Annotated in this window: 9 protein-coding genes; 3 read left to right on the top strand and 6 right to left on the bottom strand. The window is 62.9% G+C overall.

What is annotated here, in order from left to right:
- Positions 1-73 precede the first annotated feature (73 nt).
- Genes RCH10_RS20580 through RCH10_RS20570 form a run of 3 tightly spaced genes read left to right on the top strand, consistent with a single transcriptional unit; the run spans position 74 to position 4,298 of the window.
- Positions 74-2,782, top strand: a complete 2,709-nt coding sequence (locus RCH10_RS20580) for a circularly permuted type 2 ATP-grasp protein (protein WP_409053824.1) — start codon at positions 74-76, stop codon at positions 2,780-2,782.
- A gap of 22 nt (positions 2,783-2,804) precedes the next feature.
- On the top strand, positions 2,805-3,815 hold the full coding sequence (locus RCH10_RS20575) for a transglutaminase N-terminal domain-containing protein (RefSeq protein ID WP_409053823.1): 1,011 nt from the start codon (positions 2,805-2,807) through the stop codon (positions 3,813-3,815).
- Between the two features lie 24 nt (positions 3,816-3,839).
- Positions 3,840-4,298 carry a RidA family protein gene (locus tag RCH10_RS20570; RefSeq protein WP_409053822.1) on the top strand — a complete coding sequence of 153 codons (459 nt, stop codon included), beginning with the start codon at positions 3,840-3,842 and terminating at the stop codon, positions 4,296-4,298.
- Positions 4,299-4,337: 39 nt separating this feature from the next.
- Here RCH10_RS20570 and RCH10_RS20565 read toward each other — a convergent pair whose 3' ends face one another.
- The 6 genes from RCH10_RS20565 to RCH10_RS20540 form a co-directional block, all read right to left on the bottom strand.
- Positions 4,338-4,910, bottom strand: coding sequence for a pentapeptide repeat-containing protein (locus RCH10_RS20565; protein ID WP_409053821.1), 573 nt, complete (start codon positions 4,908-4,910; stop codon positions 4,338-4,340).
- A gap of 3 nt (positions 4,911-4,913) precedes the next feature.
- Positions 4,914-6,287, bottom strand: coding sequence for a hypothetical protein (locus RCH10_RS20560; protein ID WP_409053820.1), 1,374 nt, complete (start codon positions 6,285-6,287; stop codon positions 4,914-4,916).
- A gap of 7 nt (positions 6,288-6,294) precedes the next feature.
- On the bottom strand, positions 6,295-8,166 hold the full coding sequence (locus RCH10_RS20555; protein ID WP_409053819.1) for a DUF3274 domain-containing protein: 1,872 nt from the start codon (positions 8,164-8,166) through the stop codon (positions 6,295-6,297).
- Between the two features lie 278 nt (positions 8,167-8,444).
- The gene (locus RCH10_RS20550) at positions 8,445-9,173 is read right to left on the bottom strand and encodes a hypothetical protein (RefSeq protein ID WP_409053818.1); all 729 of its coding nucleotides are present in this window, start codon (positions 9,171-9,173) and stop codon (positions 8,445-8,447) included.
- Positions 9,174-9,175: 2 nt separating this feature from the next.
- Entirely contained in the window at positions 9,176-9,844 is a 669-nt protein-coding gene (locus RCH10_RS20545) for a hypothetical protein (RefSeq protein ID WP_409053817.1), read from the bottom strand.
- Between the two features lie 14 nt (positions 9,845-9,858).
- Entirely contained in the window at positions 9,859-12,549 is a 2,691-nt protein-coding gene (locus tag RCH10_RS20540; protein WP_409053816.1) for a type VI secretion system Vgr family protein, read from the bottom strand.
- Between the last annotated feature and the right edge of the window lie 61 nt (positions 12,550-12,610).

Raw genomic sequence — 12,610 nt, 5'->3', positions numbered from 1 at the left:
GCCACACTTCAGCCGGTTATTTCGTTTAGTGGTCACTCCATCAAAGTGAGCGCGATGTGACAATCCACAGGCTGTGGAACCTCTGAACGAATCTCTCTTCGGCGCGCAAGCGCTCGAATCGCCCGCCGCGCTCGCCTCATCGCTTGCGCCTGCGGCCGCGCCCGGTCATTACGATGAGTTGCGAGGCGAGGCCACGCGGCCGACGCCGGCGCGAACCGTCAACCCGCCGCCCGGCGCACCGCTGTACAACACGGCGTCGGCTCAGCCGGCGCCTCCAGTGCCGGCGCCTGAAGAAGCCGCAGGACCGCAAGACAAGCCGCCGCTGACACCGGCCTGGGGCAAGTTCTTCGAGAACCTGGGTTCAGGCAGCTTCAGCGACCTGCCGCGCCGCGCCGTCAGTCTCGAACGGCAGATTCGCGACAACGGCGTCACTTACAACGTCTATGCAGACGCCGACGGTCCGCAGCGGCCTTGGTCGCTCGACCTGTTTCCGCTCATCGTCTCGCCCGAAAGCTGGGCGCAGATCGAGGCCGGCGTGCTGCAACGCGTGCGCGTGCTTGATCGCGTCATGGCAGACGTCTACGGTCCGCAGCAATTGCTGGCAGAAGGCTTGTTGCCGGCGGCGCTGGTGCGCGGTCATCCGGGCTACCTGCGGCCGATGCACGGCGTCAAACCGCCCGGCGATACATGGCTGCACATCACGGCGTTCGATCTCGCTCGCGGCCCCGATGGCAACTGGTGGGTCGTGTCGCAGCGCACGCAGGCGCCTTCGGGCCTCGGCTACCTGCTCGAAAATCGTCTTGCAATCTCGCGCCAGTTTCCGCAGGCTTTCGAAGCGCTCGATGTACAGCGACTGGCTTCGACCTACAGCGCAATGATGGAGGGCCTGCAGGCCATGTGCCCCGCGGGCGCGCCGCCGCACATCGCCCTGCTGACGCCCGGCCCGTACAACGAAACCTACTTCGAGCACGCGTACCTCGCGCGCTACCTCGGCGTAACGTTGGTCGAAGGCAGCGACCTCACCGTGCGCGACCAGCGGCTCTATCTCAAGACCTTGCAAGGCTTGCGGCCGGTGCACGGCCTCATCAAGCGGCTCGACGACCAATATCTGGACCCGCTCGAACTGCGCCCCGACTCGACGCTCGGCGTACCGGGCTTGCTACAGGCTATTCGCGCCGGCAACCTTCTCGTCGCCAACATGCCGGGCTCGGCGTTCCTCGAATCGCCGGCGCTCCTTGGGTTCTTGCCCGCACTGGCCCGTCGGCTCATCGGCGAAAAGCTGCAGCTCCCCGCCTTGCCGACCTGGTGGTGCGGCGAGCGCGCGGCCATGGAAGCCGTGCTGCCGCAGCTTGGCGATTGCGCCATCAAGCCCACCTACCCCGGCTCCAACGCGCACACCACCTTCGAGGCAGTGCTCGGCAGCCAGTTGGGTCGCCGCGAGCTCGACGAATGGGCCGGCCGCATCGTGCGACAGGGCGAAGCACACACCGTTCAAAGCTACCTGCCGCTGTCGCAGATGCCGACCTGGACGGCCGACCTCAGCCCCGGCGACATCGCGCCGCGCGCCATGCTGCTGCGCGTCTTCGCAGTGAGCGATGGCGCCCAGTCCTGGCGCGTACTGCCAGGCGGCCTGGCGAGGCTCACCGGCTCCAACGCGCAAATTGCATCGATGCAGCGTGGCGGCAGCAGTGCCGACGTCTGGGTTCAAACGCATGGCGAGGTCGACCGCACCACCCTGCTGCAACCGCACGCCACTCCCGCGTCGTTGGCGCGCCATCGGGCCCCGGTCACGAGCCGTGCCGCCGAACACATGTTCTGGCTGGGCCGCTACACCGAACGCGCCGAAAACGCCGTGCGTTTGTCGCGCCTCACCCTCGATCTGCTGCGTGGCGAAGACCAGTCATCGCGCCCGCTCCTCGCCTGGCTGCATCGCCTGGCGCTGCGCAATGCACTGGTGCCACGCGACGTTCCGAGCGCTCCCAAATCGCGCCGTGTGTTCGAGCGCGCGCTCATCGCCGAGTTGGGCAATGTCGACAAGGGCGGCAGCGTCGGCTTCAGTCTCCGCTGCATCCGTGAATCGGCCGCCGCAGTGCGAGAACGTCTGTCGCAAGATCACTGGAACCAGATCGTTCGCGCTGAAGACGAATTCCTGCGCCGCAGCGTCGAGCAGGCGGGTGAAGTCGGCGAAGGCAGCTACGCCACCGGCGCGGCCATGCGATCACTCGAAGCCGCCAGCGCAGCGCTCGCAGCCATGACCGGCGCGCAAACCGACCGCATGACGCGCGACGATGCCTGGCGCCTGCTGTCGATCGGTCGCCACATCGAGCGGCTGGGATTCCTGTCGAGCGCACTCGCATCCGGCTTTGCGAACGGCGCCGTTCACGAGATCAGTGGTTTCGAAGCGATGATCGCCCTGTTCGACAGCACCATCACCTTTCATGCGCGCTACCAGCAGCGCCGCGACGTTGCAACGATGGTCGACCTGCTGGTGCTCGACGGGGACAATCCGCGCTCGCTGGCATGGGTCACACAGACGCTGCGGGGCCGCATTGCAAAGTTGGCCGGCAGCGCACCGGGCAAGCTGAGTGCCCTCTCCTACGAGCTGCCCGACCCCGCCAGCTGGACGCTGGAACGCATGTGCGAAGCCGGCGCCGAGGCCCAGTACCCCGCCCTCGTGGACCTGTTCGGCGCGTGCGAGCTGGCGGCTTACCATGTGTCGGACGCGATCGGCATTCGCTACTTCACCCTGACGTCCGAATCGCTTCGCTCCGTCGGAGCCTAGCCGGAACGCAACGGAGCCAAACATGCTGCTGCACGTCACCCACGAAACCCGCTACGACTACACGCCGCCCGTCGAGACGGCGCAGCACCTTGCGCACTTGAAGCCGCTCGCCACCGCGTCGCAGCGGCTCGTGAGCCACACGCTGCGCATCACGCCCGAGCCGGCGCAACGCAGCGAGTTGCCTGATTTGTACGGCAACGCACGCGCATTTTTTGCGCTCGATTCGACGCACGACGAGTTGGTCGTCATCGCTGAAAGCGTGGTCGATACGAAGACCCCCGTGCTCTCGCCGGCCGTGGCACGCGACCTGGCTTGGGAAGCGGTCCGCGAGCGATTCATCTACCGCAAGGGCACGACCTTCGATGCCGCTTCGGACTTTGTCTTTCCGTCGCCTTACGTGCCACGTCACGACAACTTCGCGGCTTATGCACGGCCCAGCTTCGTGCCCGGCCGGCCGACCTTCGACGTCGCGATGGACTTGACGCAGCGCATGTACCGCGACTTCGACTACGAGCCTGAAAGCACCGAGATCAACACGCCCGCGGTCGAGGCACTGGCGCAGCGCAAGGGCGTCTGCCAGGACTTCGCGCACATCATGATCGCGTGCTTTCGCACGATGGGTCTGCCGGCGCGCTATGTGAGCGGCTACCTGCTCACGCAACCACCGCCCGGCAAGGCCCGCCTCATCGGTGCCGACGCTTCGCATGCCTGGGTATCGGTGTACCTGCCGGGCCGCGGCGATGGTGCGGGAAGCGCTGGCGACTGGGCCGACTTCGATCCCACCAACGGTCGCCAGCCTGGCGAAGACTATGTGACGCTGGCGCTGGGCCGCGACTATTCCGACGTGTCTCCGATGCGCGGCGTGCTGCACGGCGGCGCCAGGCATACGCTGCATGTCGGCGTGACGGTGCAGCCTGCCGAAGAGTTGCGGGAGCGCGAAGCGAAAGCGGCTGCTGCACTCGCTGCCACCGGTTCTGCGTCTTCATCCCAATCCCAATCTCAATCTCAATCCCAATCCCAATCGCAGCGCTGACGCTGCCCTTCTTTCGGAATCCCCATGAGCGTTTACGACAAACTGACCCAACTCGGCATCTCCCTGCCCGCCGTCTCCGTGCCCGCTGCGGCCTATGTGCCGTTCGTGCAAACCGGCAACCTGATCTTTCTGTCGGGCCACATCGCCAAGCAAGACGGCAAGCCGTGGGTCGGCCAGCTGGGCGTCAACATCGGCACCGACGAAGGCAGGAAGGCGGCCCGCGCCATCGCCATCGACCTGCTCGGCACCCTGCATGCGGCAGTCGGCGACCTGAACAAGATCACGCGCATCGTCAAGGTCATGAGCCTGGTCAATTCCGCGCCCACCTTTACTGAACAGCATCTGGTCACCAACGGCGCCAGCGAGCTCTTCGCGGAAGTCTTTGGCGCCGTCAAAGGCGCGCATGCGCGCAGCGCGTTCGGCGTGGCGCAGATCCCGATGGGTGCTTGTGTGGAGATCGAGCTGATCGCTGAGATCGGCTAAGTACAACGGAGGCGCAACGGCGGCCGCCATGTCGCCGCCTCACGCAACGCTACAGCTCCGATTGATATTTGCATTCTGCAAATGCAATCCCTGAAAGTGGGAGCCGGTGAAATCGACCTGCGTGCCCTGAATGCCGCTGCCCTCGACCTGGCTGCCAGTGCAATCGAGAAACGCCACCTTCGACCATCTGCACTGGTCGAGTTTCAGGTTCTTCAAAGTTCCGCCCTGGAGCTTGCAGTCCGACCATTGCGACGCCTGGAACCGCACGTCGTCGAAGGTACAGCCCGTGAAGTTGCATCCGGTCATGGTCATGTTCTCCAGGCTGCAATCGCTGAACGTGCAGCCGCTGAAGCTGCAGCCGGTCATAGTGGCGTCGGTGAGGTCGCATTTGGTGAAATAGGTGCCGTCGAAGCGGCACGACGTCCATTCGGCCTGCTTGAAAGTGGTCGTCGAAAAGCCGCCTCCATTGAAGTTGCTTGACGTCAAGGTGATGCGGTTGAGGTCGAGCCCCGTATAGCTGCTGCCGTCGCTCTCACCTGCCACGCCTGCCGGTGCGCCCCCGGCGCCCTTGCGCCACTTGTCGTGATCTTCAATCAGCTTTTTCGCGCTCATTCGCTAGGCCCCCGTCTTTACTTCATACGGCCGCTTCTTGAATTTTTTGCGGTGATCGCTATTGGCAGAGAGCACCGGCAGGATGGTCGCGCCGTCGTCACGTCGCAGGTTGACGAGCAGCGCCGCGCCACCCGCCTCCCAGGCCGCCAGGCTGGCCAACCCGACGCCGGCAAAGGCACTCGCCGCGCCGGTGTCACCAAGGCGCGCCGTGAGGTCGTAGCCGACTTTGGGCTCGTGCAGTTTGAACCCTGGCAACACGCTCGCAACGGCTTGTCGAAACAAGGCACCTCGCTCGCTCGCTGCGTCATCGCTCCCCGTGTCGTAGAAGATGCGCGCCGGCGGCTTGCCGTCGAGCGACTCCTTCACTGCGGCTTGCAGGGCTGCTTGCCATCGGGCGCTGCGCTCGGCCGTGGAAAGCAACGACTTGTTGTCGTCCAGACAGTCGACCACCTGAGGGCGGCACAACCATGCCAAGGCGGGCATGTTGTCGTATTGCGCCATCTGAACATGGCTCCAGGCCGCAGGCACGTGCGCGGTGGCCTCGAACCGCCGGTCTGCGCCGAAATACGCGCCTGCGGGACCGGCGGATGGGTCGAAGCTCCGAGCCTGAAATTTGCCGGGGCCGTGCGGGCCACGGCTGCGCCGGCCATCCGCATGCGTGGTGATGTCGCTTCGATCGCTCACATGAAGCGACCACTCGCGCAGCCACTCGGCGGCCACCGGACGCAGCAGCAGCAGGCTGGCGAACGTTTCGCTCAGGTCGCCACGGACTTTGTCTCGCGACAGGATGCTGGCCAGTGGCTCCTTGCGCGCGTTCTCCCAGCCGCCCGTTTCAGCGCGAATGGCATAGCCGTCTTCGGCAAGCAGCAGCAGGCTGTTGAGATCGGGGGTGATGTCGAAGCGCTTGAACACGCTCAACCAGCTGGTATCACTGAGGGTCTTGGCGCCCAGCACCGCATGCCGATCGCTGATCTCGTGAAACGGCAGGCTTGCTTCGTTGTGCAGAGCGTTCTGCACCCGTTGCATGTACGGAGCCGACCATTCGACAAACGGTCGATGCTGATGCGTGGGGATCGCCGCCTGAAAAGGAATGGCGTAGCTTTCCACGAAGCTTTCTTGCCGCAAGCCATCGACCGACCAGTGCGTCAATGCATCGCCGAGCGCCAAGGCACGGAACAGATCCGCTCTGCGCCGGCAGGCGTCGAGCGAGCCGACCGGCGGCGGAAATGCCAGCCGAGCGCCGCCCGCGGCTTCCACCTGCGTCCAGAGCGCATAGGCCGGCGTCTGCTCCACGGCCAGCCCGACGCCCGCGACTTTCAGCGCCCTGAAGACCACGTCGGCCGCCAATGGCGGCATGTAGCGATTGCGTTGTGCCATGCCGCGGCTACCGCATCGCCGGATCGCGTGGGGACGGTGCCGGCGGTTGCATGTGAATGGTTTCAGTGGCGATGCCCGGAGGCGGCTTCGTGCAGTTCTGGCGCTCGTGTGCCAACTCGCCAGACTTGTAATACGGATCGCTCACCTTCCAGTCGGCGAGCTTGATCAGGTAGTCCCAAAACTCCGGATCGTTCCAGGCGTAGCCGCGGCCCAGGCACAGGTCGTAGCTCAGGACCTGGGCGACTGTGCTGACGCCTGTCTTCTTGTCGCGGTAGCGCAGAAAGCGCGAATGGTTGGTGGGCGAGACCATCGTTTTTCCCACCGCCTCGTCGCGGCGTTCATACACCTCGCCCCAGGTCTCGTAGCGACCTTTGTCCTTGAGGAATCGTGGCGTCTGGTATGTCACGTCGTCTTCGAAGTCTTCCTGCTGCTCGGGGTCCTCTGGAATCGCTTCATTGCCAGCGCTGGCGCTCATAGCCTGCCCATCGTAAGGTTGCAGATCACCATCAAAGTCGTTCGATAGCACTGCTGGACTTGGCACGACCGGGGCGTTGATATAGACATATTCGCTCTTGCCGCCATCACCATAGAAGCTGCCGTACTGAAGTCCCACCGAACCATGCACCGGCATCAGGCCCAGTATTTTCTCGGAAGCGATTTTCCAGGCCTTGTCGGGCGCGCTGCCATCCAGGTAGTGCCAGCCGCTCTCTTCTGTCTGCACCGCCGAGCCATCGCTGCTCACCAGCACACCGCCCGAATCGAGTTGCACCGGCTCGTACTTGATCTGTTCGTAAAAGTAATCTTGCTTGTAGCTGCTGTCGGAACCCACGGCGCGGTTGAACTTGGGCGCATCCACGGGGTCGTTGCCACGCGCAAACAAACGCTGCTTGACGTTGTCCCCCAAAGTCAGCTTGCCCTTGTCAAGCAACGACGGCGAAATGCCTCGCCAGCCGATCCCGGCCACGGCCGAGACACCGATCACCCGGTCCTGCGGGTTGAAGTTGACATACAGCGTGCCCCGGCTGTCGTCGCGGTAGCGGTCCTTGATCTGCCACCACTTCTTGCCGGTGCGTTCGATCTCGACATTGCCGATGTCGGCCTCCCATTCGGTCTCGGTATCGGGCACCTGCGCCCACAGCTTGTCGTCGTAAGGGTGCTTCGGCGCATGTCCGTGACTGCAGTCCACATCGGGCAAGCGCGCGACGCCGTCGAAGCCATTGCGTGACGCTTTCAAATACTCGGCCGCGGCCTGAAAGGTCTTGACCCGCGCTTCGTCCGTCTGCATATCGCTGAAGCCACCGGCCGCCGACAGCCAGTCCGTGAGGAGGGTGTCGAAGCGGTACGGCGTGCTGTTGAGCATCACCGTGTCGGGGCCGCGAATCCCCAACTCCTTCATGTAGAACAGCGACAGCAGCGCGATCATCGTGCCCTGGCTGTGGCTGACGATGTTGATCGGTTCGCGCGGGTGGCCCTCCCGAATTTCCTTGACCAGGAAAGCCAGCCGGCGTGCGGCATGCACGTAGTACATGCGGTCCGGGCAATCGACCAGTTGGCGGCCCAGCACCGGGTTGAGCTTGTTGACATCGATCTTCAGGGTGTGAGCCAGCACCTTGACGCGAAAGCCCTCAGGCAACCAGCACGAAGTCAGACTGCCGGAGCCGTTCTGGAAAGGGCCGCCGCCCCAGGTGCCGTCTTTGCGGAGAGGATTGCCGTAGGTGTCGCGCCAGACTTCGCTGTGGCGCGTGTCTCTGGTATCGAATTTCTTGGGATCGCCGACGAGTCTGCGACGCTGCTTTTCCGGGACGCTGTAGCCCCAGTAGAAGGGGATGATGGGGGACCGAATGCGTTCCCCATCTGCCGTATTTTTAAGTCGATGCATCCTGTTTGGGTCAGAGCGCAGCGGCTCCAAATCTTCTCGCCCGAGGCGCTTGTTAAGGCCATTCGCAAATTGCTGAGCTGCATCGCTGTACCACTCTCCTTCACTGTTCACACCGTGAACAAATATGATGGTTGCAGGCATCAAATCAGGGATGGCAAAACCGTGCGTAGGCTCTTCGCGTTGCTTAACTTGGCCGCTGGCACGGCATTCCAGCCATGTTGCTTTGCCGGTCTGGAGCTTCACGGACAGGAGATCAGCGTTGACAAGATCATCCATGGTCATTCCTTCCCGTTCGGGATACAGCGAAATTTGGTGTCTAAAGGCGCTTTTCGAGGACTCGGAAGAAATCCCCGCGGCTGATCCTTCCAGTCCTTTATGCCGAACTTCTCTTTCGTGATGTCAACCATTGACGCGACCTTATGGCCGCCTATCGAAGAAACCGCATAGGCATTCGATCCGGACAACGTGAGCGGACTATTCGAGACAGATGGTCCACCACCGCCAAGCTTCCAAGTCCTGCCCGCATCCGTCGAGTAAGGTAACCACGACCCACCGCAGTTGTAGCAACTGCCGCCGCCTTCGATGGTTGGACCCACGAGGTAGTCGGTGTTCGCGGCATCGATAACGAGGTCAACACCGCCGAGTTGATTGAGCCCCATGACCAGGGTGTGAATGCCCAGCGTAGTGTCGGTATAGAAAATCCCAGCCCGATAGCATGCCGCGCCTTCGCGAGGCACCACTTCAAAGAACCGGTTCTCATCGATCCGGTACGCCACCTGCGACGCGGCGACGGGGCCTTTGTAGGGCGGTGGCAACTTGGCGCCTAGGATGGGCACACCAGGGTACGGGCCTGTGCCTACGCAGCCCGCGAGCAGACCGATGCCGCATGCGAGCAATAAAGATCTGAACACTCGACGGACGGAAGAGTTCGACGGGCATTCCAGCCATGTTGCTTTACCGGTGACAAGCTTTACTGGCGAAAGGTCGGCATTGACGAGATCATTCATGGTCATTCCTTCCCGTTCGGAATACAGCGAAATTTGGTATCCAGCGGCGCTTTGCGGGGATGCGGAAGAAAACCATCCGGCTCGTACTTCCAGTCCCTGATGCCAAACTTGTCTTTTGTGATATCTACCGACGATGCAACCTTCTGGCCTCCAATTGAAGAAGCCGCATAGGCATTCGATCCGGACAATGTGAGTGGACTGCTCGGGGAAGTTGGCCCACCATCGCCGAGCTTCCACGTCCTGCCCGCATCCGTCGAGTAAGGCAACCACGACCCACCGCAGTTGTAGCAACTGCCGCCGCCCTTAACGGGGGGGCCGACGAGGTAGTCGGTATTCGCAGCATCGATGACGAGGGCAACACCGCCAAGCTGATTGAGCCCCATCACTTCGGTATGAATCCCCAAGACCTTGTCGGTGTAGAAAATATCTGCTTGATAGCAAGCCGCGTCCTCGGTTGGCACCACTTCGAAGAACCGGTTCTCATCGATCCGGTACGCCACCTGCGAAGCGGCGACGGGACCTTTGTAGGGCGGTGGCAACTTGGCGCCGAGGATCGGTACGCCAGGGTACGGGCCTGTGCCGACGCAGGCGCCGAGCAATGCAATGGCGAACGTGATCAGCAGTTTCTTGAGTGTCGAATGAATCTTCGTCTGCCTATTTGATTTGTTCATGAGAGCAATACGCCTCAGCGCTTCACATTCAAAGTCACGTCTTTCTTCAGCTTTGCCGTCGCGTCTCCCCCGCTCTCGTCTTTCAATATCTCGCCCGACCCTTTGGCCGCGTGGAACTTGCGCTTCGGTGTGGTGCTGCTTTGCCCGTCTTGACGGTGCAGCAGCAACTGCTCCACTTGGTTCTCCCGCTCCGCCTTGAAGAACTTGGGGAAGCTCACAGGCAATGTGGCAGGCCCGACAAACACCGCATCGGCTGAATGCACGGTGAACACGCTGGTCATGCCAAAGGTCACATTGCCCGCTTCCATGCGCATGTAGGTGCCGTCCTCCAGTGCCAGGGTGATGCTCTTCTTGGCATTGACCACCACGTCCTCTTCGGTGGAGCTGAGGTGCAGGCGCTTTTGCGAGGTGATTTCGGCGCTGTTGTGTTGCGCCTGCACGATGACCTTGCCTTCGCTGGCAATGTTTCGGATGTCGCCCTTGTGGGCGAATTGCTCGATGTCCTTGCCGGCGGCGTGCAAGATGGACTTGTCGGCGTAGTGCTGCTGGTTGTTGCCGGCGACGGTGTCGATGTTGACGCCGGCGTATTGCGTCAGGTCTTGTGGCGTGCCCAGCGCCAACCCTGCCGCGCCGCTCAGGCCCATCACGGGTTGACCGCCTCCGGCCTTGCCCTTGGCATCGCCTTCGTTGCTGGCGCCGTGGCCGAGCGCGTCGATGGCCTGGCTCAATTTTTCTTGCGGGTCGGTGTCGCGCTTTCCGCCCTCGCATCGTGCGGCGACCTTGTCGAGATCCTTGGCGATGAAGAGGGCCTGCTCCAGGCAGCGCACCAGTTCGTCGCGGCTCAGCATGCCGCCGACGGCCTGAGTGCGACCGTCAGTGGAAAGCAGCAGGCCTTTCTCGGAACGCACCGCACCCCATCCATCGGTACGCAGCTCGAACCCTTCGCCTCTGGCGTCCTTCCGCCCCGCGTTGTCTTCCACCCGCGTGATGTGCCCCATGCTCAGCGAACTGTGTTGGTGATCCGACTTGAGCTGAATTTGAATCTTCGTGGCGGTATCGTCCATCACCAGGTGGTTGCTGCGTCCTGCCGCGCTGTTGCCGCCGTCTTTGGTCAGTTCCCTGCTGCGAAAACCCGATAGCGCGCTTTGGTCCGGCAATGCCCACGGCGGCAGGTTCATCTGGTTGTGAACCCGCCCCGTGCAGATCGGAAGGTCCGGGTCGCCGCCGTAGAAGTCGACGACCACCTCTTGCCCGATTCGCGGCAAGTGCACGCCACCCAATTGGTTGCCGGCCCACGGACTGCTCACGCGAAGCCAGCAAGTGGCGTGCTGGTTCTTCTGTCCGATCCGGTCCCAGGGAAAATGGACCTTGATGCGGCCGAGACTGTCGGTCCAGAGGTTCTCGCCTTCAGGGCCGACGACGAGCGCGGGCTGAGGCCCACCGGTCAGCGGCTTGGCTCTCGTTGCCGCCGGACGCAAGGTCTGGGTGACCGGATGCGCCGTGAAGTCCACCTGCACCTGCCAGCGTTGCTGCCGATCGCGGATGGCGTCTTTGCTCTGGCTGTCCTGCGCGACGTCTTCGATGACGAAGCGCGTCTGAAGGATCAGGTACTCGACATTGGCCGCCTGCCGGGGATGGTTCTGCAGCCTGAAGGTGCAGCCCGGCACCATGCCGCGAAGATTGCCGCTGGCTTCAGCGCGATCTCCATGCGTGCGCAGTGCCTGCATGCGCAGCAGCGCCAGAAGGCGGCCTTCTCCCAAGGCGTCGTTCGATTGCGCAGCGCCGGCGCCCGGCTGTGCATATTGACTGCCCGCACTGCCTGGCGCGGCGGCATGCCATTGAAAGACCTCGCCGTTCGCCTGGCCGGTCGGCCTCGGATCCTTCCGGCTCGCAGACAGGTTTGCCTTGGGCCGGGCGTAGTCGTAGTCGGTGGTGCTGTACTGGCCACTGGTCAGATGGCTCGCGGGCACGAAGCTGCTGATGTACTCGGAGTCGACTTTCCATCCGGGCGCGTGGTAATCCAGGGCGCGGTACGCCGCGCTGTCGTTGGGCTGGTAGCTGCCCATCGCATCGCTGAGCACGGGCCGGTGCTTGCCATCAGCGTGGGCAAAGTGGTAGCTGATGCCCCATTCCTGGCACAGGCGCTCGAAGAAGGCGAAGTCGCTTTCGTTCCACTGCGTCTGAAAGTCTCGGGCGGGATAGGTTTCGAAGAGGCGCTTGTCGACCGGAAAACCATAGTCGGAGAGCAGTTCGTCCAGGATCTCGACAACGGTCTTGTTTTGAAATATTTTGCAGTCGGTAGACAAGGTTGCCAGGTGCAACCAAGGCCGAAGGGTGAGCTTGTACTGAACGTGCCGCCCTTCTTCCCCCCAGAGTGCCGCATCGGTGATGAGCGCGTTGATCTGCCGGGAGCCCGCGCCGATATGGTCGGTACTGGCGCCGATTGAACCCGCCACGAGCACCCCCGCGCCATCCAGTTCGATGATGCAACTGATCTCGCGCCCGATGAAGTTGTCGAGGTTGAAGTCCGCTGCGCCGATAGAGCCGAAGTTGAGCGCATCGGGCGTCTTCAGCAACAGCTCATAGGCGAAAAGATTATTGATGCCTTCCAGGCCCGACAGGCGGACCGGCTCGAGGGCCGACGTGCCCGCGACAACGGGAATAGCCGCGCTGACGATGGTCAGCGCGTGTGACGGTGCTTGCATAAAACTCCCCGAAAACCATTCGACGCACTCCCCGCTATATGCTGCGGATGTGGATGCGATC

This window comes from Variovorax sp. GrIS 2.14, from assembly GCF_046115955.1.
In the GTDB taxonomy this organism is placed as follows: Bacteria; Pseudomonadota; Gammaproteobacteria; order Burkholderiales; family Burkholderiaceae_C; genus Variovorax.
This window is presented reverse-complemented; position numbering and strand designations above follow the sequence as displayed.

Coding starts and splice junctions, on each gene's coding strand:
- RCH10_RS20545 (WP_409053817.1), bottom strand. CDS start 9,844: ATGAACAAATCAAATAGGCAGACGAAGATTCATTCGACACTCAAGAAA.
- RCH10_RS20560 (WP_409053820.1), bottom strand. CDS start 6,287: ATGGCACAACGCAATCGCTACATGCCGCCATTGGCGGCCGACGTGGTC.
- RCH10_RS20570 (WP_409053822.1), top strand. CDS start 3,840: ATGAGCGTTTACGACAAACTGACCCAACTCGGCATCTCCCTGCCCGCC.
- RCH10_RS20565 (WP_409053821.1), bottom strand. CDS start 4,910: ATGAGCGCGAAAAAGCTGATTGAAGATCACGACAAGTGGCGCAAGGGC.
- RCH10_RS20550 (WP_409053818.1), bottom strand. CDS start 9,173: ATGAATGATCTCGTCAATGCCGACCTTTCGCCAGTAAAGCTTGTCACC.
- RCH10_RS20575 (WP_409053823.1), top strand. CDS start 2,805: ATGCTGCTGCACGTCACCCACGAAACCCGCTACGACTACACGCCGCCC.
- RCH10_RS20555 (WP_409053819.1), bottom strand. CDS start 8,166: ATGCATCGACTTAAAAATACGGCAGATGGGGAACGCATTCGGTCCCCC.
- RCH10_RS20540 (WP_409053816.1), bottom strand. CDS start 12,549: ATGCAAGCACCGTCACACGCGCTGACCATCGTCAGCGCGGCTATTCCC.